This window comes from Salinivibrio sp. PR919, from assembly GCF_001995355.1.
GTDB lineage: Bacteria > Pseudomonadota > Gammaproteobacteria > Enterobacterales > Vibrionaceae > Salinivibrio > Salinivibrio proteolyticus.
This window is the reverse complement of record NZ_MUFL01000009.1, coordinates 1-22,423: the sequence shown is the minus strand read 5'-3', so window position 1 is coordinate 22,423 and position 22,423 is coordinate 1. Positions and strand designations below refer to the sequence as shown.

Below are 22,423 nucleotides of genomic sequence, written 5' to 3'. Positions count from 1 at the left end.
CCCATAGCATCAGCCTGTAGACGCTTGTCGTTTGGGTGCACGCTTGCGCCGCGTTGTTTTCTCACCCGTGCGACGTTTACGGGTAAATTGACGCTTAGGTGGCGGCGGTAAATTCTTCAATGACGTAGGTGGCGGTGCGGTTTTTACCGTCTCAATCRAACCTTGTAATTGTTCGGTCAATGCATGCATAAAAGGTTGATAGGCGCATTTTTTTTCTGCCATGTCTTGCAGTTGGCGCTCCCATTGCGCGGTCATATCTGGATAGGTGGCGCTATCCGGCAACGCGGCAATCAGTCCTTTCCCACTCGGTGTAGCATGTAAGGTTTTGCCTTGGCGCAGTAACAAGCCACGCTTTAGCAACAACTCGATGATCCCAGYTCGGGTTGCTTCAGTCCCTAAACCATCGGTTTCTCGTAAAATATCCTTCAGTTTTTTATCTTGCACATAGCGACCGATCCCCGTCATCGCCTGCAACAGGCTCGATTCGGTAAAGGCGGCTGGCGGTTCTGTCATACAATCTTTTATCTCACCGCGCTCACACACTAGTTGCTCGCCCGGCTGTAAGTGAGGCAAGGGGCTCGCTGACGCCTCAGCCACTTGCGTATTCGGCAGTAGCGAACGCCAACCTGCAATGGTCAAGACTTTTCCTTTGGCAATAAAGCAACCGCCCGCGATATCAAACACCAGTTTGCCTTCTGCATATTCCGCCGGTGGATAAAATTGCATGAGATACTGGCGCGCGATGAGCTGGTAAAGTTTGGCTTCATCACTAGAAAGCCCAGCAGGCGCCGCTTTTGCGGTGGGAATAATGGCATGGTGCGCGCCGACCTTTGCATCGTTCCATGCTTTGTTCTTTCTAGAGGTATCTGCCTGATCGCACGCATCGATAAGCGGTTCGCACCCTTGTCGAATCGCTTGCACGACTTTACCTGCCTCCGCAAAGTGGCCCTTAGGCAGGTATCGACAGTCCGAACGCGGATAGGTAATCAATTTATGTCGCTCGTAAAGCTGCTGGCAGATATCTAGCGCTTTTTGCGCACTAAAGCCAAACCGTTTGGATGCATCAATTTGCAGGGCCGACAAATTATAGGGCAGCGGCGCAGCCTGCTTGCGGGTTTGACGCTCGGCCTCTGTCACCTTTGCTGGTTGGCCAGCAATACGATTGGCAACATTTTCGGCCAGCGCGCGAGAAATCACGCGCCCTTGCGGATCTTGCCATTGCGCGCACGCGTCACTAGGCTGCCATCTAGCTCGGATCATTTCACCTTGATACGGCAACAGAGCATCGAGTTGGTAGAAAGGGTGTGGGACAAAGTCTTCGATTTCTTGATCGCGACGGACCACCAAACCCAGCACTGGGGTTTGGACACGCCCTACAGACAACACGCCTTGGTAGCCCGCTTGTTGACCAAGTAACGTGTAGGCGCGCGACAAATTCATCCCATAGAGCCAATCAGCACGAGAGCGCGCCAACGCTGATACGGACAGCGGAACAAAGGCGTGATTGTCACCCATTTTGCTGAGCGCTTTTTTCACGGCCGACACGTTTAGATCGCTGACTAACAAGCGCTGAATCCGAGCCTTTTTCGCTGCACTCACTCCCGCATAATCAATGACTTCATCAACAAGTAGTTGCCCTTCGCGATCAGGGTCGCCGGCATGCACGAGATGATCAAACTGCTTGATCAGTTTTTTCACGATCGCTAATTGACCGGCCGCTGATTTGCGCGGACGCAGTTTCCATTGCTGAGGTATGATGGGCAGATGTGCTAACTTCCATTGCTTGTACTGGCTGTCATACGCGTCCGGCTCGACTTGCTCAAGCAAGTGGCCGATACACCATGTCACCACATCACCGTTGGCGGTTTCGATATAGCCTTTGTGGTTTTTTTGCGGTTTGGACAAACCGGTGGCAATGGCTCTGCCGAGGCTGGGCTTCTCGGCGATAAATAGGCGCGCCATATCACTCTCTAACTCTGTGCAATGAACCACATGTTATGCAAAGCGTATGGCGGGCGCAATAAAAAACCTGTACATATGCACAGGTCTTTAAAAGTGAATTAGAGATACTTCACGTATTTGCTGGTATCACGCGTTGGTGCATTGGCCGGTGCACAATCTGGAGTACCGAGATACAAAAAGCCGACAATCGCATCATCACCATCTACATCTAGCGCTTGGCGCACAACAGGGTGATAGGCAAAGGTGCCGGTACGCCAAAACCCTTGAAAACCTTGCGCAACTGCTGCCATTTGCATTGCTTGGGTAGCACAACCGGCGGAGATATGCTGTTCAATCGTCGGGACTTTTTCATGAAAGCGTGTACGCGCAATGACCGCAATGACCATGGGTGCACGAAACGGTGCTTGTTTGGCTTTTTCTATCGCAGTATCGTCCGCGCCATCGGCTTTCGCGGCCTCCACTAAAATCTGAGATAGCCGCGTTAATCCTTCACCTTCACACACCACAAACTGCCAAGGCGTTAATGCGCCATGATCAGGGGCGCGCAATCCAGCTTGWAGAATGTTCTCTAACGTTTGGCCGCTTGGCGCTGGCTCGGCTAAACGTGGAATAGAGCGGCGCTGTAATAGCAAATCAAGTGCGTTCATGGTCTTTTCCTTGTAACCCGTATATGCAGCCACGGTATCACCGCAGCGTATCGTACTGATTGCTTTATGCTAACACAGACACTGCGCGACAAAGTCGCGCAGTTTATACGGGTTTACAGCGCGAGTGCGGTTTCAATGCCCTGACGAATGGCCCGTTTAGCGTCTAGCTCTCCCGCATGCTCCGCCCCGCCAATCAAATGGAATGGCAAACCTGCCGACTCAAGTGTCTTGGCCAACGCATTCACAGACTCTTGACCGGCACAGAGAATAATCTGGTCGGCAGGAATGACATGAGGCTCATCTTTGATGCTGATGTGTAATCCCCCATCATCAATTTTATGGTAGGTCACACCGCCCACTAAGTTTACGCCTCGTTTTTGCAAAGTTTTACGATGGATCCAACCCGTGGTTTTCCCTGGGCCTTTGCCAACGCGGCCTTCCCGACGCTGCAGGACCCATACTTGCTTGTCACTCTTAGTGTCATGGGCAGGGTACAATCCCCCTTCGTGGGAAATGGTTTTATCAATCCCCCACTCTTTCAACCAATCGTCCAGTTGTTGATTCGCAGGTTCAGTGATCATAGTGGCCACATCCACGCCGATCCCGCCCGCGCCGATAATCGCAATGTGACTCCCCAGCTCAGGTTGCTCACGAATAAAGGTTTGATAGTCAATCACCTTAGGATGATCAATGCCCTCAATCGCGGGGCGGCGAGGCTTAACCCCGGTTGCAACCACTACCTCATCGAATTCCCTGAGGGTGTCGACCTCAACACTGTGATTAAGATGGACGGTGACACCGGCTTTCTCCAAACGACGCAAGTAATAGCGAATGGTCTCTTGGAACTCTTCTTTGCCGGGAATGGTCATCGCCAAGTTAAACTGCCCACCCAAGCGATCAGATTTTTCAAACAAGGTCACTGTATGGCCTCGCTCAGCCGCTTCGGTGGCACAGCTGATCCCAGCCATTCCGCCTCCCACGACAGCCACTGTTTTCACTTGCCGAACTGGCGTCGCCACCAACTCTGTTTCGTAACAAGCTTTCGGGTTCACCAAGCAACTGGCTCGCTTGCCTTTAAACACATGATCCAAGCACGCTTGGTTACAGGCAATACAGGTATTGATGTCCTCCGATTGCCCAGCCTTAGCTTTGGCAACAAAGGCAGCATCGGCCAAGAAAGGACGTGCCATCGAAACCATATCAGCCTGACCGCTGGCGAGAATCTGTTCGGCCACCTCTGGGGTATTAATTCGGTTGCAGGTAACCAGAGGCACCGACACCTCACCTTTGAGTTTTTCTGTCACCCAACTAAAGGCGCCGCGAGGAACTTGCGTTGCGATGGTTGGAATGCGCGCTTCATGCCAGCCAATACCAGTATTAATAATGGTGACACCGGCCTGCTCTAGGCCTTTCGCTAGCGCGACCACATCGTCAAAGGTGTTGCCTTGCTCGACCAAATCCAACATCGATAATCGGAAGATCACAATAAAATCGTCACCGGCCGCTTTTCTCACTGCCCGCATGACTTCCACGGCAAAACGCATGCGATTTTCCACCGAGCCGCCCCATTGATCATAACGGCGGTTGGCACGATGGCAGAAAAATTGGTTGATGAGATAACCTTCAGATCCCATGATTTCAACCCCATCATAACCCGCTTCTCGTGCGAGCGCGGCGCTGCGGCCGAAGGCTTTGATCGTGCGCCAAATCGCTCTCTCGCTCATGGCAAAAGGCGTGAACTTACTGATCGGAGCGCGGATTGCGGAAGCACTTTGGGCAAACGGATGGAAGGCATAACGCCCAGCATGAAGCAATTGAAGTGCAATCTTTCCGCCATTGGCATGTACCGCATCTGTGATGGCTCGATGAGTACGAGCGGCACGCCCAGAGCTAAACTGTGCGCTAAATGGAGTCAATCGACCGCGAAAGTTCGGCGAAAAGCCACCAGTGACAATTAAGCCAACGTCGCCTTTCGCGCGCTCTGCATAAAAGGCTGCGAGCTTTTTAAAACCGTCATTGGCTTCTTCCAATCCGGTATGCATCGAGCCCATCAGAACGCGGTTTTTCAATGTTGTAAACCCGAGGTCTAGCGGGGCTAGCATATGGGGGTAAGAGTGCTGTTCCATTGCTTGCTCACTTATTGTTGTGGTCTGACCAGACTATAGCGCTGTCGGCTACTGTTTTTCAAACGTTCGTTTACAAACTAGCAACATCGATTGTCGAATAGTTGATCTCAGTAGGACTTTCCTCCCCACTCTGTCGGATACGGGATAAGCTTGGGCTATCGATCCTTGCAGTGATCAGCTAGGATATCAGCGACATATATCGATGGATTAGAGTATGAAAAAACTGTTTCGCTTCATTGCATCTTTGTTCCGATGGCTTTGGGTTGCTATCGGTTTCGTGCGTCAGCTTTTGTTAAATGTGCTTTTCATTGCTGTTATCGTGGGCATTTATTGGGCGATAACCGCCGACTCGCCGCTGCCAACCGGTGACACAACCGCGAAGAAAGCCACTCAAGCTGAACCCGCCCCACAGGCGTTGTTACTGAATATAAACGGCCCGATTGTTGAACAGCGCCGTCGTATCGATCCTATCGATACCCTCTCACGCAACGCGCTCGGACAACCGATTGAAACCGAAAACGTACTCTTTGATATCGTCGATACCATCCGCCATGCCGCGACGGATGACGATATTAACGGGTTGGTGCTTAGCCTAGGCGATATGCCATCCACGAGCCTAACCAAGCTTCGCTACATCGCCAAAGCTATCGACGAGTTCAAGCAAAGCGGTAAAGAGGTCGTGGCGATCGGTGGAATGTACAGCCAAAGCCAGTACTATTTGGCGAGCTATGCTGACGAAATTCTGATGTCACCAGATGGCATGGTGATGCTCCAAGGGTATGGCAGTTACAACCTGTACTGGAAGGATCTGCTCGATAAATTAGATGTCTCGACTCACGTTTTCCGAGTCGGCACCTATAAGTCCTTTGTCGAACCCTATACACGCACCGACATGTCTCCCCAAGCGCGTGAAGCAAATCAAGCATGGCTCGACCAGCTCTGGAACGCGTATGTAAGCGATGTGGCGAAAAACCGTGGCATTGAAGCGACGATGTTCTCTCCGTCTGCCGATACACTCATTACCTCATTAGAGGCGTTTGGGGGAGATTTTGCGTCACTTTCCAAGCATATTGGCATTGTCGATGAGTTGATGACACGCCAAGAGATCCGTCGTTATCTTGCCGATAAATTTGGCAGCGACGGGGAAGACAGTTTTGAGTACACCAGCTACTACGACTATCTACCCAAAATTCAATCCCGCTTTACCATCCCCGGGGACAATAATATTGCCGTCGTTGTCGCCAGTGGTCCTATTATGGATGGCGTTCAGCGTCCGGGCACCGTCGGTGGTGATACCACGGCGGCGATGCTGCGCGATGCACGCCTTGACGACAGTGTTAAAGCAGTTGTGTTGCGTGTAGATAGCCCAGGCGGTAGTGCGTTTGCTTCTGAAATTATCCGCAATGAAGTCGATGCACTGCGCGAAGCCGGCAAGCCAGTAGTGGTTTCTATGTCTAGCGTCGCGGCTTCCGGCGGCTATTGGATCTCAGCCAGCGCGGATCGCATCGTAGCGCAGCCAACTACCATCACCGGCTCTATTGGTATCTTTAGTCTGTTCACCACCTTTGAGAACACGCTGGAAGATATTGGTGTCCACACAGATGGCGTAGGCACAACCCCCTTCTCGGGAGTTGGTGTGACCCGCGCCTTGCCTGACGATGTTAGCCAGATCATGCAACTTGGCATTGAGCACGGTTATCACCGCTTTATTTCCTTGGTTAGCACGCACCGTAATCTGTCTTTGGAAGAAACAGATAAGGTGGCTCAAGGTCGCGTATGGACCGGTAGCGACGCGCTGAAATTCGGATTAGTCGATCAATTAGGCGACTTTGATGATGCGGTGACACAAGCGGCAGAATTGGCGGGCCTGGAAAACTACCAGCTGGATTGGATGCAAAAACCGCTGACGCCGTTTGAGCAGTTTATGACTGAGATGCTCGGCCAAACCGCGTCGGTGTTTGGCCAAGCCATGCAAGCGAATATCCCGACGTTTGCAAGCCAGTTACTAGCGTCACCGCAGTTACAGTCGGTAACAATGCTCGAACAATTTAACGACCCTCAAGGCCGTTACTTGTTCTGCTTAAACTGCCAATATCAGTAACACGCTTTGCTCCGGCCGTTCTGGTCGGAGCTTTATCCCAAAGTTTTCCTCGATTCTGTGTGGTTACGCAGTACCAACCATGTAACGGTTACATGTATACTGTGCTCACGCTCATTTAATGCAGATTTGTCATGATGGAACGTAAACATATTTATATCGCCTACACGGGCGGCACCATCGGCATGCAGAAATCCGATCATGGCTATGTGCCTGTTTCTGGGTTTCTACAGCAACAGCTCGAAAACATGCCAGAATTCCATCGTCCAGAAATGCCTCGTTTTACCATTCATGAGTACGAACCACTCATTGATTCATCGGATATGACGCCAGAGGATTGGCAACGCATTGCTGACGATATTGGAGCGAATTACGACGACTACGATGGTTTTGTGATCTTACATGGTACCGACACCATGGCGTACACCGCCTCGGCGTTGTCGTTCATGTTAGAGAACTTGGAAAAACCTGTGATTGTCACCGGATCTCAGATCCCCATTGCCGAGCTTCGCTCTGACGGACAGGCGAACTTATTGAACGCCCTGCATATTGCAGCGAACTATCCGGTAAATGAAGTGACTTTATTCTTCAATAATCAATTACTTCGCGGTAATCGAAGTACCAAATCGCATGCGGATGGATTTAATGCGTTCACTTCACCGAATTTACCCGCACTGTTGGAAGCGGGCATTCATATCGAAGTGAAAGCCACCGATCTTAATCAGCCGGCACAAGGTCCGTTTAAAGTACATACCATCAACGACCAGCCAGTAGCGGTGATTATGATGTACCCGGGAATCTCACCCGACGTGGTACGCAACGCATTAAAGCAACCTGTTAATGCCATGATTTTACTTACGTTTGGGGTAGGGAATGCTCCGCAAAACCCTGAGCTACTGTCGCTACTCAAACAAGCAACAGAACGCGGAGTGTTGGTGCTGAACCTAACCCAATGTTTGGCTGGACGTGTCAATATGGGGGGATATGCCACTGGCTGTGCCCTTGCTGATGCCGGCGTACTCAGCGGCTATGATATGACGCCTGAAGCAGCTCTCGCCAAACTCCATTTCTTGCTCAGCCAAGACTTGCCTTTTGAAACCCTACGCACCATGGTGCAAAAGGATCTACGTGGTGAGCTGAGCTATTACTAGCTTGCCTCAAGTTTGGTCAAAAAATCATGAGTTTGTGAAGCCGACAATGATGTCGGCTTTTTTATCTGCTAATTTATTCATACATTTCGCCGATCAGGGTCTCCACAATGATGGTGTTGCACGGTGATTCTTTATCACCACAAACGCGAAAAATTGCGCTGGCTTTACGATTTAAACAACTGAATTACGAACTGGTCCCAGCTTCTCCGTTTGAAGCGCATGAAGTTGTGCTGCGCCACCCGCCCATGCAAACAATCGTTGCACTGCTCGATGGCGGGCATACGATTTATCACGATACAATCGTGGCCGAGTACCTTGATGATGCGTACCCTGATCCTCTTCTTTATCCTGGCAATGCCCGTCACCGTGCCGATATACGCTGGATTGAGTGGTATTGTCGTCACCATCTCAGCCCTTTAATCGTGGATACCTTGTTTTATCAGCGTGTAGTTCGGGGTCATATGCTCGAAAAAGACATAGACCACCAAGCCGTCAATAATGCGTTAAAAACGCTACCAGAAGCTTGCCAATACCTATCACAACTCCTTACCCATATTCCTGCGGATAAGGTCAATATGGCAACCATCAGTGTATGGAGTCTATTTCGCTGTGCTCAAATGGCAGGGCTGGTGCTCGACAGCAGCTACACCCAGCTAAATCAGTATCTTGAAGCACTCAGCCAGCATCCGCTGTTTGACGATTATGCGCAGGAAGAGAACCACCAATTGACGCCTTTTTTCGCCAGTCCAATCAGCCTCTCTGCGCCAAACGACTAGTTGGGATCAATGCTCACTGGTGGTGGAAACTGTGAGTCCCTTTACGCTTTTCGCCGACCAGCATTCCTTACACCCTGTATTCTGGTATATACAAAACTAGGATTTTGTATAGCTGGAGGCTGACATGGAGCACGTCAGACAAGTTACTTCCCATTCGCAGGTGTTATGGCGCCTGTTCGGCCTGAGTGCCATTGGCATTGTGTTTTTCTTCGTCCCTATTTCTATTGATGGCAATACCACCATTCCGCTCGATCACCTTGTCAGTTGGATAAAAAGCACCTTTGGCAACCTGATCAACCTGTATGTGCTCATGATTATTTTAGCCGGTGCCATTATGCCACTGTGGACGGGGCAGTGGCGGCAAAGCGGCGGACAGAAGCTATTCACGTTATTAAAATGCATTGGTGCCGTTAGCGCGTTCATGGCGCTCACCAAAATTGGCCCAGCCTTTCTCCATGAGCCCGATATTCTGCCCTTTCTGTTCAACAAACTAGTGGTCTCAGTCGGCGTGATTGTCCCCGTCGGTGCGATTTTTCTGTCCTTTTTGGTCAGTTACGGTTTACTTGAGCTTATCGGTATTTTGCTCCAGCCGATTATGCGCCCCATCTGGCGAACCCCTGGCCGCTCAGCCATTGATGCGGTCGCCTCGTTTGTTGGCAGTTATTCACTCGGCTTGCTCATTACGGATAATGTCTACAAGAATGGGCAATATTCGGTCAAAGAGGCCACCATTATCGCAACCGGTTTCTCGACCGTCTCAGCCACATTTATGATTATTGTGGCCCGTACCCTCGATTTAATGTCTCACTGGAATCTGTATTTTTGGAGTGCGTTAATCATCACCTTTATCGTCACCGCCATTACGGTGCGACTACCGCCTATTAAAGGCTTAAGTGACAATGTGCTAGCGCCGGAACCGCAAGCCATCAAGGGACAGCGCTGGGGACTGGCCTACCAAACCGGCTTATCTCAAGCCGCTCAAGCAGGCCGAGTCAGTCACAACCTGATTGCCACAGTGAAAGACGGCTTGTTGATGACGATGACAATCTTGCCTGCGATCATGTCGGTGGGGTTGTTAGGGTTGTTAGCTGCCAAGTACACCCCCGTCTTTGAGTGGTTAGGCTGGATTTTTTATCCCATCACCGCACTATGGGGACTAGATAACGGCCATCAGCTTGCTCAAGCTGCATCTGCCGGCTTAGCAGAAATGTTCCTGCCCGCGCTGTTGCTGAGCGAGGCAGACTTTGTATTACGTTTTAGCGCGGCGATTACTTGCGTATCGAGCGTACTGTTTTTCTCCGCATCGATTCCCTGTATTCTCGCCACCAGCATTCCAATCAGCGTGTTCCGATTGGTGGTGATTTGGGCATTGCGTACGGCATTAAGTTTAATGCTTTCTATCCCGCTCGCATTGCTCATTGCTGGCTAAGTAACACGAAAATGCGCCGCTTTAACAGGCGGCGCGTACCATCGACGCGTCAAAACATCAGTGCTTGGTTTGTACATCGATGCGTGCTTCGTCCGGTTTCGCAAACTCACGCTTTAACTCTGCTTTCGACTTGAACGTCACCTGTCCACCTTTAGCAACCGTCATATGCTGTGGCTGTTCGTTATGTCGCGATTGATAAAGCATCACCGCTTGCAGTGCTTGATCACGCTGGGTTTGGTTAAGCGCTGTTCCATCGGGCCACTTTCCCGTTTCGACGGCATAACATAAGCGATCGTAAACCTCTGGTGTCATCGCTTTTAACAGTTGTTCAATATCCATGGATGGCTCCGCTTTTTGACATGTCCCTATTATGCCTTAACCGACCTGCCTTTCGGCATCTCGAGTTCAGTGCGCAAAATCACGCTTTAGGACATAAACTACACTTAGATTTGAAGTATACTCACCGCAACTGATTGAGGATACGAACAACCATGCCTTTAAGATTACCTAAATCACTCACTGCTGCTTCTGCTGGCGCAATGCTTTTGCTACTGGCTGGTTGTGAGGGAGAACCGACCACCAACCAAGTGTGTGATACGCATCCTGAATTGTGCGAAGGGTTAAATATTGGTGATGGCCAATGCCGTTTTGAGCGTTCAGACTTGATTTTCAAACGGTTAGCGGTGGATGAAAAGCCCAGTGATCTTAATAAGCTGGCCGAGCTCAAACAGACTCAAGTCTATTTACGCTGCATGGAGCTGGTTGCGGGAATCGAACCAACCACTCTAAAAGAGCGAAAAACGAAGCGTACCGAAGCGGTCTATCACGCCTATGATTCTATCGAACGCTTAGAACGTGAATTGAAAGACTCGTATCAGCCACCGGTGATTTATTACCGCTGGTCACAAGGCGATAACAGCGCTTTACCTCAATTTCTAAAACTTGAGGGGACACAGCATCTTGAAACGCCTCAGCTTCAACTTGGACTCGCCACCTATTACGTCTCCCGAGACAGACACAAAACCGTTCGTATCTTATTGCATGTGCTTGAGCTGTATGACGGCAACGATGAAGAGGTACGTGACGAAGTGATCCCTGAAGCGATTAAATCCTTAGCGACCACTAACCATGCATTAGAGCGCTTCGATCATGCGTATCTATGGGCCAAAGTGGGTAAAGACTATAACTTACCCATAGCTGACAGTGACCGATTAGCACGGCTCTATCCTCTATCAGAGGAGCGCCGCAACCAGTTGGAATCAATAGCAAAAGATATCTCTGCAGCAATCCGAGACGGTAATTTCGAAGCCACTTTAGTCAACGCAATTGATCCCAAAGAACCGACCTAGCATCAAGGCGCCTGCGATCGCGGGCGCTTCTCTCTATTTGTCAGTTATTTTCAAACCCAGCTCTCTTCGACAGATAACGGAATTGATGTGCTTGCCTTTCACGATCGCGCATCTGCTTCTACGCTTTTCAATACACCAGCTGTCATCCAATACCTCATCCTTTCGCTTTGTACCAATTGGTCAAAGAAGGGACAGGTAGAGTCGCAGGGGCGCAAAATGTTTAGGTGATGTAAAAAAAATCCGTACTTTTTTTTGACTTTAAACAATTTTGGGCGCGATTACCCTTGCATGGACGGGTCCTATTCTGTAATTTTACTACCAGTTTCATCTCACTAGAAATTAAGTTGTGGAGCAACATAATGACTATCAAAGTAGGTATTAACGGTTTTGGTCGTATCGGCCGCTTCGTATTCCGTGCTTCTGTAGAGCGCGAAGACATTGAAGTAGTAGCAATCAACGACCTGATTGACGTTGAGTATATGGCTTACATGCTGAAGTACGACTCAACTCACGGCCGCTTCAACGGCACTGTTGAAGTGAAAGACGGCAACCTGATCGTTAACGGTAAGAAAGTACGTGTAACGGCAGAGCGCAACCCAGCAGATCTTAAGTGGGATGAGGCTGGTGTTGACGTTGTTGCTGAAGCAACCGGTATCTTCCTGACTGACGAAACAGCACGTCAACACATCCAAGCGGGTGCGAAGAAAGTTGTTCTGACTGGTCCATCTAAAGACGCAACCCCAATGTTCGTAATGGGTGTTAACCACAGCGAGTATGCGGGTCAAGATATCGTTTCAAACGCATCTTGTACTACTAACTGTCTTGCGCCAATCGCGAAAGTACTGAACGACAAGTTTGGTATCGAGTCTGGCCTGATGACTACTGTTCACGCAACTACTGCAACTCAGAAAACTGTTGACGGTCCTTCTGCGAAAGACTGGCGCGGTGGCCGTGGTGCGTCTCAGAACATCATCCCATCTTCAACTGGTGCAGCGAAAGCAGTAGGTAAAGTACTTCCTGAGCTGAACGGTAAACTGACTGGTATGGCGTTCCGCGTACCAACTGCCAACGTTTCTGTTGTTGACCTGACTGTCAACCTAGAGAAAGCAGCATCTTACGAGCAAATCTGTGCCGCGATGAAAGAAGCGTCTGAAGGTGAGCTGAAAGGTGTTCTTGGTTACACTGAAGATGCGGTTGTTTCTCAAGACTTCATCGGTGAAGTACAAACATCAGTATTCGATGCCAAAGCAGGTATCGCACTGACCGACAAATTCGTTAAAGTTGTATCTTGGTACGACAACGAAATCGGCTACTCAAACAAAGTACTTGACCTAGTTGCACACATCTCTAAGTAAGTTGCAATTAGCCTAGTATTGATTAAAGGCGGCCGTTGGCCGCCTTTTGTTTATGAGCTCTATGCCGTTTCTGCGCAATAAAGGACGCGATTATGACTTCTCATACTCTGCACTTCGAGCGCCGGCTCTCGGCGTCAGTTGATTTATGTTATCGCCAAGCCGTCCCCGTTCTTCGGATTCAACATCCAGCCTGTGATGCGACTATCAGTCAATTTGGGGCACACTTACTGTCATTTTCTCCACGCGATGCGGAACCACTGATTTGGATGAGTGGCAATGCAGTCTATGACGCAAAAACGCCTCTACGGGGTGGCATTCCCGTTTGCTTTCCTTGGTTCGGCCAAACGGGATCTCCCTCACATGGTTTTGCACGTCGCGTTATGTGGAACATCCAACACATTGAAGAAAATACGCAAGGTGTGACGATACAATTATCTCTGACGCCCTCGGAGACGACCCGTGCCCTTTGGCCACACGATTTTGAAGCCGTTATGACATTCACGCTCACCCACACGCTCGATGTCGCTTTAACGGTAAAAAACACTGACTCGCTGCCATTTGAGTTCGGAGGCGCCCTGCACAGTTACCTTTCCGTTGCGGATAGTGAACAAGCAACCGTAGCGGGTGTGGGAAGCCACTATCTCGACAACTTCAGCCACGGACAGAGAAAGCCCGCCTCTGGCACCGTGACTTTTGAAGAGCCCGTCGACCGCATTTATACCGACTCTGCCTCGTCATTAACCCTGACTGATACGGCAGGGTATCGACGTATTGTCGTCAATAATCAAGGCGAGACGAGCGCAGTCGTCTGGAATCCAGGCCAAGCGGCTTCGGTACAAATGTCTGATATGGACGACGACGGCTATCTACATTTTGTCTGTATTGAAGCCGCCATTGAGCAACCCAGTATTCAGCTAGCACCGGGAGAAAGCCACACGCTGAACACCTGTATTCATGACGAAAAACATGGTGAGTTACTGCTCTAGGTAATCTGCAAACACGAAAAAGGCAGCCTACGCTGCCTGTTTGCATGTTGGTCGCGGCCAAGCGAACAGGCTGACCGCTCGCTGGGGGGCCTGAATCAATAAAAAATATAATTCATTCCAAGGTAGCCTGAAGTCGCCGTTGATTGGTCTACCATTGGGCTATCTGCAATGTTGTCATCTAAATTGGTGTAACGCACCCCACCAAGCAGCTGGATGCGCTCTGTCAGCATCACATAACCACTAGCACCGATAAAATAGTGTCCCGCAGAGCCGGGCTCGTAGGCGGATAATCCAGAGCGTGATGCCTCCGCGGCGCTGATCCCATAAAGGTGTTGATTAAGGTCACTACTGTTGTAGGAATACCCCACTTCCGGGGAGATCCCCCATCGCTGGCGGTTCATCCCATATTTCCAGCTGACTTCCCCATACAGGCCATCTCTATCATGGGTCACCCCCTCACCGACTAACGCTTGAAATCGACCGATTGGCGAGTGGTATTGATACGCTAGAGCCAAAACAACCGACGTATCGCGTTTATCAAGTAAACTTAGCTGTGGGTCATCGGTATCTGCAGGATCAAAACGACGTGGATCATAGGTCGTCGATAGGACGAGGTTATGCGTGGCATCTTTTGGCGCCAAACGCGCGCCTGCGGTAAGTCCTCGGAAATAGAAATGGTCAGTATCGACATTAATGGTCGGTACAATCAGCGGGTCGGTATCAGTGTCCTTATAAGGTTGGGGAGAAAAGGCGGCGAGGACACCGGCAGACACACGTGTTTCTGCGGAAACACTTCCCGCGGCGAGTAGTAGGCATGATGCCACCGCCGCTTTAACAAGCTTTTCAGTCATTCTTCTTCCTTAATTTGCTGGTCAACGCACAATTTAGAATTAGGCCAGTAGCTGTCCATACACCACACTTATCGTGGACACCATCACTGATATTACCCTCTCAACGTGACAGCCTACTACAACAACTTGAATCTAAGCTGTCTTACACGTGGCTATTTGATTTACCTATCAATGGTAGGGGAAAAAATATCGAAAAAACAATCAATTCTTTCACGCAAAATCGTGGATTGGGGTCTAACATTATTATGAGGAAAAGGGAAATTCAGCCAAAGGACCACCTTTTCTTTATGAGTTATCAGACGATTTAGGGGGCAGGACCATGACTATTTTCGATCATTATCGTCAGCGTTACGAAGATGCAAAAGACGAAGAATTGAGCCTTCAGGAGTTCTTGGATCTGTGCCGAGACGATCGCAGCGCTTATGCCAATGCCGCCGAGCGCCTGTTGATGGCCATCGGTGAACCAGAGAAGATTGACACCTCCCTCGACCCACGGCTCAGTCGTATTTTCTCCAACCGTGTTATTTCACGCTATAAGACCTTTGAAGACTTTTATGGCATGGAAGAGTCGATTGAGCAAATCGTCTCCTACCTCAAACACGCCGCGCAAGGGCTGGAAGAACGCAAACAGATCCTTTATTTACTCGGCCCTGTCGGCGGCGGTAAATCCTCGCTTGCAGAAAAACTGAAAAGCTTGATGCAGCAAGTACCGATTTATGTGCTAACCGCGAACGGCGAACGCAGTCCGGTCAATGATCATCCTTTCTGCCTTTTTGATGCTGAAGAGGATGGTCACCTGCTAGAAAAAGAGTACGGTGTCCCGCAGCGTTATATTCGTAGCATTATGTCGCCTTGGGCCGCCAAGCGACTTAAAGAGTTTGGTGGCGACATCAGTCAATTTAAAGTCGTGAAGGTTCGCCCCTCAGTACTCAATCAAGTCGCCGTGGCGAAAACCGAGCCCGGGGATGAAAACAATCAGGATATTTCCTCCTTGGTGGGCAAGGTCGATATCCGTCAGCTCGAACACTTTTCGCAAGACGATCCTGATGCGTATTCCTACTCTGGCGCACTGTGTAAGGCCAATCAGGGGCTGATGGAGTTTGTGGAAATGTTCAAAGCACCAATCAAGGTGCTGCACCCCTTGTTGACGGCGACGCAAGAGGGCAACTACAACGGGACCGAAGGTCTGTCTGCCCTGCCGTTTGATGGCATCATTCTCGCTCACTCCAACGAATCGGAATGGCAGTCATTCCGCAACAACAAAAACAATGAAGCATTCCTCGACCGTGTTTACATCGTCAAGGTGCCTTATTGCTTACGCGTCTCCGAAGAGATCCGTATTTACGACAAACTCTTGTCGCACAGTGAGCTAAAACAAGCGCCTTGTTCACCAAGTACGCTAGATATTCTCGCTCGCTTTACGGTGCTTTCTCGCTTGAAAGATCCTGAGAACTCGTCCATTTATTCGAAAATGCGCGTCTACGACGGTGAAACCCTCAAAGACACCGATCCCAAAGCGAAGTCGTACCAAGAGTACCGCGATTACGCCGGGGTTGATGAGGGCATGGATGGGCTCTCAACCCGCTTTGCGTTCAAGATCCTATCTCGTGTGTTTAACTTTGACCACGCAGAAGTCGCCGCAAACCCGGTCCACCTCTTTTACGTCCTTGAGCAACAAATTGAACGTGAGCAATTCCCACAAGAAATTGCAGAGCGTTACCTCGAGCACCTAAAAGGCTATCTAATCCCGAAATATATCGAGTTTATCGGCAAAGAAATTCAAACGGCGTATCTCGAGTCTTACTCGGAGTATGGTCAGAATATCTTTGACCGCTACGTAACTTATGCAGACTTTTGGATTCAAGACCAAGAGTTCCGCGACCCAGACACCGGCCAACTGTTCGATCGCTCGGCACTCAATAGCGAGCTGGAGAAAATTGAGAAGCCTGCCGGGATCAGCAACCCGAAAGACTTCCGTAACGAGATCGTCAATTTCGTCCTACGTGCACGTGCCAATAATGAGGGAAAAAACCCTGCTTGGACCAGCTACGAGAAGCTGAAAACGGTCATCGAGAAGAAAATGTTCTCCAATACCGAAGACTTGCTACCGGTGATTTCATTCAACACCAAAACGTCTAGCGACGAGCAGAAAAAACACGACGACTTTGTCGCTCGTATGATGGAAAAAGGATATACCCGCAAGCAGGTTCGCTTGCTATCTGAATGGTATTTGCGCGTACGTAAATCGTCGTAGCATATCCCTTTCAGGGCGGACACACGTGACGGGAGAGAGTTATGGCGCATTTTATTGATCGTCGGCTCAATGGCAAAAATAAAAGCACCGTCAATCGACAGCGCTTTTTACGCCGCCACAAAAGGCAGATAAAAGAGTCAATCGCCGACGCCGTCAACAACCGGTCAATCACTGATGTCGAAAGTGGCGAGGATATTTCGATTCCATCACGCGACATCCGTGAACCGACCTTTCACCAAGGCAAAGGAGGACAGCGTGATGCTGTCCATCCTGGCAACGACCAATTTAGCCCCGGCGATCGTATTGCACGCCCCCCCGGTGGCGAAGGCGGTGGTGGCACAGGTGACGGACAAGCGAGTCCAGACGGTGAAGGCCAAGACGATTTTGTCTTCCAAATTTCGAAAGATGAGTATCTCGACTTGTTGTTTGAAGATCTCGAGCTACCCAATCTGAAGAAAAATCAAATGCAAAAAATGGTGGAGTATAAGACCCACCGTGCGGGGTATACCTCCAATGGCGTACCCTCAAATATCGCCATTGTGCGCTCGTTGCAAAACTCGTTGGCGCGTCGCACCGCGATGTCTGCGAGCAAGCGCCGAGAGCTGGCAGAGCTAGAGGAAGCGCTGGAAAGCTTGCGTCACTCTGAGCCAGCACAGCCTTTGGAAATGAAGCGACTTGAAGAGGAAATTGCAGCACTGAAAAGCAAGATCGCCGCGGTACCTTTTATTGATACCTTCGATCTTCGCTATAAAAACTACGAAAAACGGCCACAGCCCAGTAGCCAAGCGGTGATGTTCTGTCTGATGGACGTATCAGGGTCAATGGATCAGGCGACTAAAGATATCGCAAAACGCTTTTATATCTTGTTGTATTTGTTCCTAACCCGTACCTACAAAAATGTAGAGGTAGTCTTTATTCGCCATCATACCCAAGCAAAAGAAGTCGATGAGCACGAATTCTTTTACTCGCAAGAAACCGGCGGCACCATTGTCTCCAGTGCATTGCGCTTGATGGATGAGATCATCAAAGACAGGTACAACCCCACAGAGTGGAACGTGTATGCCGCCCAAGCGTCTGACGGCGACAACTGGGCAGACGATTCACCGGGTTGTCGTGAGCTACTGCAGAAAAGCTTACTGCCGGTCAGCCGCTATTACGCCTATATCGAGATTACGCGCCGCGCGCATCAAACGTTATGGCGTGAATATGAGGCACTCGCGGAAAGTCATGACAACTTTGCGATGCAGAATATTCGTTCGGCGGAAGACATCTTCCCCGTGTTCCGCGAATTGTTTAAGCGTCAGGTCGAAGCCTGACGCCATCTCTGCATCGGTATGTTTTTTCAGGGAGATTAGGTATGGCTGTCACTAAAGGCAAACGTAAGACGCCGCTCCATGATGGGCCGGATTGGACCTTTGACCTGCTTGAGCAGTATCACAAGGAAATTAAGCGCGTTGCCGAGCACTACAGGCTCGACACCTACGCCAACCAGATTGAAATTATCGCTGCCGAGCAAATGATGGATGCCTACTCAAGCGTTGGCATGCCGATAAACTACAACCACTGGTCATTTGGCAAGAAGTTTATCGAGACAGAACGTCACTATAAGCACGGTTACATGGGACTTGCCTATGAGATAGTGATCAACTCAGACCCTTGTATTGCTTATTTAATGGAAGAAAACACCATCACCWTGCAAGCATTGGTGATGGCTCATGCCTGTTATGGGCACAATTCTTTTTTTAAGGGCAACTACCTATTCCAAACCTGGACCGATGCTGGCTCAATTATCGACTACCTGCTGTTTGCGAAAAATTACATCAGTGAATGCGAAGAGAAGTATGGCCTCGCCGAAGTCGAAAACTTGCTCGACTCTTGCCATGCGCTGATGAATTACGGGGTAGACAGATACAAACGTCCACAGAAAATTTCTCTCGCGGAAGAAAAAGCGCGACAAAAAGCCCGCGAAGATTATTTGCAAACCCAAGTGAATGAACTGTGGCGTACCATTCCTGGTGGTAATAAAGAACAGGAACAAGAAAAACGACGCTTCCCCGCCGAGCCGCAAGAAAACCTGCTGTATTTCTTTGAAAAACACTCGCCATTACTAGAGCCTTGGCAGCGTGAAGTGGTGCGCATAGTGCGCAAGATTAGCCAGTATTTTTATCCGCAAAAACAAACTCAAGTGATGAATGAAGGGTGGGCAACCTTCTGGCATTACACCATACTGAATCATCTTTACGATGAGGGCTTGGTGACGGAAAGCTTTATCATGGAGTTTTTGCACAGCCATACCAATGTGGTCGCACAGCCGCCCTACAACAGCCAATACTACTCAGGGATTAACCCCTATGCACTTGGCTTTGCCATGTTCCAAGATATTCGCCGAATGTGTGAAAACCCAACCGAAGAAGATAAGTACTGGTTCCCAGAGATTGCAGGCAAGGACTGGCTCGATACGGTGCATTTTGCGATGGCAAACTTTAAAGACGAGAGCTTTATCAGCCAGTTTTTATCGCCCAAAGTCATGCGCGATATGAAGCTTTTCGCCGTCAATGATGACGATAAGCAAAGCTATATCGAAGTCACCAGTATTCACAATGAACAAGGCTACCGTCAGCTGAGAGAAAAACTTTCAGCCCAATATAACCTCAGTAATCGTGAACCCAACATCCAAGTCTATGATGTCGACTTACGCGGTAATCGGTCACTCACCCTGCGCTATGTGCCTCATAACCGCATCCCTTTGGCCAATTCCTATGAGGAGGTGCTGAAGCATGTCCATCGACTTTGGGGATTTGAAGTTATCCTCGAAGAGGAAACCAGTGAAGGACGAGGGAAAATATTGAGTAGCTGTCCGAAACGGCCGCAGTTTGACCCTGACATGTTAGTCGGTAGTTAGTGCCACCTGTCCCGTCCTAAGATAGATAGACAAAAAAGCCAGAGGCACAAGGCCTCTGGCTTTTCACTGTTTAAACCGATGAGACGCAAAACAATATCGCACCTCGGTTGAGGTAATGCGTCAGCTAGGCCTCTTCTTCGGCCATATTGGCTGCAATGGTTTCACGATTGCCAAACCACAATGCACCACTTTCACGACCGTACTGCTTCACCCGATCGCTGATGGCATTATGTTGATTGTTTTCAATCAAACCACGCAAGTCGCTGTAGAAGCGTAATGCAATCTCACAAGCACGGCGATCCATAAAGTAGTATCCACCTACTCGCGAATAAATCTGACGCATGCCATTAATGGTCAATACATACACTTTATTACCAGAATAATGTGCCATGCCTTGGAACAGCATGTAATCGAAGTGGTTAAAGGCACGTCCCATTGAGATCCGCTCACACAATGCGGGATCTTGCTTGCCGTACTTATCTTGAATCTTCTTGACGTCTTTAAGCACCTCGGCTTGCTCATCAATCAAGGCAATAAACTGATCAAAGCTCTCACTTTCAAGCACTTGCTCACAGCGTTTAATCACATGATCGATAAGATTAATGCACTCTTGCGGGCGATTTTTTGCCGCATAGCGCATATRAACACCGCTAATATCGGTGCGCGCCGCCAGCAAATCTTCGAGCACACCGTGAACATCTTGGCCTTCCAGCGTCACTAACGTATCGAGAATGCTCAGCCCAGAGGTGCGCATATAATCGTTTACACGGGTCGGTTTGCCATGTTGGATAGTTAACCAACCATCGCGCGCTAAGCGCTGCAAGACTTCACGTAATGTGGTTCGGGTCACACCGATAAGCTCTGATAATTCACGCTCAGCCGGTAAAATCGACCCTTTCGGGAAGTGATTATTCCAAATACTTTCAATTATATATTTTTCAGCAAACGTTGCTGGGCTATCCGCCTTTATAACCATTGAATCTTAATTCCAATTTGCTTCTTGCTCTGATTAATAACTCATCATACCACTAGTCTTTTCAGGCAGAAACCGCTACGTGTTTTCAGGGCCAATGAAGTGACATCCTGCAGATTTTTGTACCAGATCAATGAAAATCTGGGCATAATTCGCAAAATTATGTCATACAAGATGTAACAAAGTATGTCTAAGGCAAAATAGCGCACATCCGTCATGCAGTTGCGACCAACCGCCTACGCTGCTCGCCATTGCCGAACACCGAATTTGTACAGTGACCCGCTCCTCGTACTGGATCCATCGCTCTCTCAAACGGGCTGCTATGGTTTCTGTGTACGTGTGTTTTCTCGCCATGCGCCGCCTGTACGATGCATACATAACCATGAGACYTTCACTATGGCTAAGACCATGACACTCAGAACCGCTTTTTTGAAGAACTTTCTCGGTAAAGCGCCAGATTGGTACAAACTGGCCATTGTCGCCTTTTTAATCATCAACCCGATTGTATTCTCGATTGACCCCTTCATTGCCGGCTGGCTACTGGTGGTTGAATTTATATTCACCTTAGCCATGGCGCTAAAATGCTACCCTCTGCAACCGGGCGGTCTGCTTGCGATTGAGGCCGTCGCCATCGGTATGACAAGCCCCGCGCAAGTAAAGCATGAATTGGTCGCCAACGTTGAAGTCTTGCTGCTACTGGTCTTTATGGTGGCAGGGATTTACTTTATGAAGCAGCTGTTGCTGTATATTTTCACCAAAATCTTATTGGGGATCCGTTCCAAAATTGCACTCTCTCTCGCGTTTTGTGTCGCGGCGGCGACGCTATCCGCCTTCCTAGATGCGCTAACCGTGATTGCCGTGGTGATTAGTGTCGCCGTGGGCTTTTACTCAATTTATCACCGCGTTGCCTCAGGAAAAGAATTTGGCGCCRCGCATGACCACACCTCAGATGAAAGCCTGAGTGATGATCTCAGTCGCAACGATCTGGAAAACTATCGCGCCTTCTTGCGCAGCCTACTGATGCATGCGGGCGTGGGTACCGCGCTCGGTGGCGTCATGACCATGGTAGGTGAACCTCAGAACCTGATTATTGCCGATCAAGCTGGCTGGCATTTTGGTGAGTTTATTCTGCGGATGGCACCAGTGACTCTGCCGGTCTTTGTCGCAGGCCTCCTCACCTGTGTGTTGGTGGAAAAGTTACGTCTATTCGGATACGGCGCACAGCTTCCAGATAACGTTCTTAAAATTCTGGTGGAGTACGATAAAGCACAACGCGCCAAACGCACACCACAAGATGTGGCTAAACTCGTGGTTCAAGCGTTGATCGCCGTTTGGTTAATTGCCGCCCTTGCCCTTCACTTAGCCGCAGTCGGCTTGATTGGTCTTAGCATTATCATCTTGGCAACCTCGTTCACCGGGGTAATCGATGAACACCACATCGGCAAAGCATTTGAAGAGGCGCTGCCCTTTACCGCGCTGTTGGCAGTGTTCTTCTCGGTAGTCGCCGTGATTATCGACCAACACTTATTTGCGCCTGTGATCGATCTCGTCCTGTCGTTGGAGG

Annotated in this window: 17 protein-coding genes; 11 read left to right on the top strand and 6 right to left on the bottom strand. The window is 49.6% G+C overall.

The genetic code is table 11. From position 1 onward, the window contains the following. Positions 1–9: 9 nt before the first annotated feature. The 3 genes from BZG83_RS02875 to BZG83_RS02865 form a co-directional block, all read right to left on the bottom strand. Positions 10–1,962 carry a DNA topoisomerase III gene (locus tag BZG83_RS02875; RefSeq protein ID WP_077479298.1) on the bottom strand — a complete coding sequence of 651 codons (1,953 nt, stop codon included), beginning with the start codon at positions 1,960–1,962 and terminating at the stop codon, positions 10–12. A gap of 98 nt (positions 1,963–2,060) precedes the next feature. Next, on the bottom strand, positions 2,061–2,609 hold the full coding sequence (locus BZG83_RS02870) for an NAD(P)H nitroreductase (RefSeq protein ID WP_069590027.1): 549 nt from the start codon (positions 2,607–2,609) through the stop codon (positions 2,061–2,063). 113 nt (positions 2,610–2,722) lie between these two features. Further along, complete coding sequence (locus tag BZG83_RS02865; protein WP_069590026.1) at positions 2,723–4,735, bottom strand: NADPH-dependent 2,4-dienoyl-CoA reductase; 2,013 nt, start codon at positions 4,733–4,735, stop codon at positions 2,723–2,725. Positions 4,736–4,949: 214 nt separating this feature from the next. Between BZG83_RS02865 and sppA the strand changes: the two genes are divergently transcribed. The 4 genes from sppA (at position 4,950) to BZG83_RS02845 (ending at position 10,189) form a co-directional block, all read left to right on the top strand. Then, the gene (gene sppA / locus BZG83_RS02860) at positions 4,950–6,836 is read left to right on the top strand and encodes a signal peptide peptidase SppA (protein ID WP_077479297.1); all 1,887 of its coding nucleotides are present in this window, start codon (positions 4,950–4,952) and stop codon (positions 6,834–6,836) included. Between the two features lie 134 nt (positions 6,837–6,970). Further along, complete coding sequence (gene ansA / locus BZG83_RS02855) at positions 6,971–7,984, top strand: asparaginase (protein WP_069590079.1); 1,014 nt, start codon at positions 6,971–6,973, stop codon at positions 7,982–7,984. A gap of 107 nt (positions 7,985–8,091) precedes the next feature. Next, positions 8,092–8,760 carry a glutathione S-transferase family protein gene (locus tag BZG83_RS02850; RefSeq protein ID WP_077479296.1) on the top strand — a complete coding sequence of 223 codons (669 nt, stop codon included), beginning with the start codon at positions 8,092–8,094 and terminating at the stop codon, positions 8,758–8,760. Between the two features lie 124 nt (positions 8,761–8,884). Continuing rightward, positions 8,885–10,189 (top strand): YjiH family protein, encoded by a 1,305-nt coding sequence (locus tag BZG83_RS02845; RefSeq protein WP_077479295.1) that lies wholly within the window; start codon positions 8,885–8,887, stop codon positions 10,187–10,189. A 57-nt stretch (positions 10,190–10,246) separates the two neighbouring features. Here BZG83_RS02845 and BZG83_RS02840 read toward each other — a convergent pair whose 3' ends face one another. Continuing rightward, positions 10,247–10,528 carry a YeaC family protein gene (locus tag BZG83_RS02840; protein WP_077479294.1) on the bottom strand — a complete coding sequence of 94 codons (282 nt, stop codon included), beginning with the start codon at positions 10,526–10,528 and terminating at the stop codon, positions 10,247–10,249. A 152-nt stretch (positions 10,529–10,680) separates the two neighbouring features. On the opposite strand from BZG83_RS02840, the gene BZG83_RS02835 reads away from it, so the two are divergent. The 3 genes from BZG83_RS02835 to BZG83_RS02825 all read left to right on the top strand — a co-directional run bounded on the left by BZG83_RS02835 (position 10,681) and on the right by BZG83_RS02825 (position 13,879). Continuing rightward, on the top strand, positions 10,681–11,538 hold the full coding sequence (locus BZG83_RS02835; RefSeq protein ID WP_077479293.1) for a DUF2989 domain-containing protein: 858 nt from the start codon (positions 10,681–10,683) through the stop codon (positions 11,536–11,538). A 359-nt stretch (positions 11,539–11,897) separates the two neighbouring features. Next, a complete protein-coding gene (gapA, locus tag BZG83_RS02830) occupies positions 11,898–12,893 on the top strand; it encodes a glyceraldehyde-3-phosphate dehydrogenase (protein ID WP_077479292.1) in 996 nt (331 codons plus the stop codon). Positions 12,894–12,985: 92 nt separating this feature from the next. Then, entirely contained in the window at positions 12,986–13,879 is an 894-nt protein-coding gene (locus tag BZG83_RS02825; RefSeq protein ID WP_077479291.1) for a D-hexose-6-phosphate mutarotase, read from the top strand. A 95-nt stretch (positions 13,880–13,974) separates the two neighbouring features. On the opposite strand, the gene BZG83_RS02820 is transcribed toward BZG83_RS02825, so the two are convergent. Next, on the bottom strand, positions 13,975–14,730 hold the full coding sequence (locus tag BZG83_RS02820) for a MipA/OmpV family protein (protein ID WP_077479290.1): 756 nt from the start codon (positions 14,728–14,730) through the stop codon (positions 13,975–13,977). A 319-nt stretch (positions 14,731–15,049) separates the two neighbouring features. On the opposite strand from BZG83_RS02820, the gene BZG83_RS02815 reads away from it, so the two are divergent. Genes BZG83_RS02815 through BZG83_RS02805 form a run of 3 tightly spaced genes read left to right on the top strand, consistent with a single transcriptional unit; the run spans position 15,050 to position 19,886 of the window. Continuing rightward, complete coding sequence (locus BZG83_RS02815) at positions 15,050–16,984, top strand: PrkA family serine protein kinase (protein WP_069590012.1); 1,935 nt, start codon at positions 15,050–15,052, stop codon at positions 16,982–16,984. 41 nt (positions 16,985–17,025) lie between these two features. Continuing rightward, entirely contained in the window at positions 17,026–18,300 is a 1,275-nt protein-coding gene (locus BZG83_RS02810) for a YeaH/YhbH family protein (protein WP_077479289.1), read from the top strand. 41 nt (positions 18,301–18,341) lie between these two features. After that, the gene (locus BZG83_RS02805) at positions 18,342–19,886 is read left to right on the top strand and encodes a SpoVR family protein (protein WP_077479288.1); all 1,545 of its coding nucleotides are present in this window, start codon (positions 18,342–18,344) and stop codon (positions 19,884–19,886) included. 124 nt (positions 19,887–20,010) lie between these two features. On the opposite strand, the gene fadR is transcribed toward BZG83_RS02805, so the two are convergent. Further along, complete coding sequence (fadR, locus tag BZG83_RS02800) at positions 20,011–20,862, bottom strand: fatty acid metabolism transcriptional regulator FadR (RefSeq protein WP_077479287.1); 852 nt, start codon at positions 20,860–20,862, stop codon at positions 20,011–20,013. Between the two features lie 405 nt (positions 20,863–21,267). Here fadR and nhaB point away from each other — a divergent pair. Then, positions 21,268–22,423: sodium/proton antiporter NhaB (gene nhaB / locus BZG83_RS02795; RefSeq protein ID WP_077479319.1), on the top strand; the 1,156-nt coding region annotated here is incomplete at its 3' end.

Coding starts and splice junctions, on each gene's coding strand:
- BZG83_RS02865 (WP_069590026.1), bottom strand. CDS start 4,735: ATGGAACAGCACTCTTACCCCCATATGCTAGCCCCGCTAGACCTCGGG.
- sppA (WP_077479297.1), top strand. CDS start 4,950: ATGAAAAAACTGTTTCGCTTCATTGCATCTTTGTTCCGATGGCTTTGG.
- ansA (WP_069590079.1), top strand. CDS start 6,971: ATGGAACGTAAACATATTTATATCGCCTACACGGGCGGCACCATCGGC.
- BZG83_RS02850 (WP_077479296.1), top strand. CDS start 8,092: ATGATGGTGTTGCACGGTGATTCTTTATCACCACAAACGCGAAAAATT.
- BZG83_RS02845 (WP_077479295.1), top strand. CDS start 8,885: ATGGAGCACGTCAGACAAGTTACTTCCCATTCGCAGGTGTTATGGCGC.
- BZG83_RS02840 (WP_077479294.1), bottom strand. CDS start 10,528: ATGGATATTGAACAACTGTTAAAAGCGATGACACCAGAGGTTTACGAT.
- BZG83_RS02835 (WP_077479293.1), top strand. CDS start 10,681: ATGCCTTTAAGATTACCTAAATCACTCACTGCTGCTTCTGCTGGCGCA.
- gapA (WP_077479292.1), top strand. CDS start 11,898: ATGACTATCAAAGTAGGTATTAACGGTTTTGGTCGTATCGGCCGCTTC.
- BZG83_RS02825 (WP_077479291.1), top strand. CDS start 12,986: ATGACTTCTCATACTCTGCACTTCGAGCGCCGGCTCTCGGCGTCAGTT.
- BZG83_RS02820 (WP_077479290.1), bottom strand. CDS start 14,730: ATGACTGAAAAGCTTGTTAAAGCGGCGGTGGCATCATGCCTACTACTC.
- BZG83_RS02815 (WP_069590012.1), top strand. CDS start 15,050: ATGACTATTTTCGATCATTATCGTCAGCGTTACGAAGATGCAAAAGAC.
- BZG83_RS02810 (WP_077479289.1), top strand. CDS start 17,026: ATGGCGCATTTTATTGATCGTCGGCTCAATGGCAAAAATAAAAGCACC.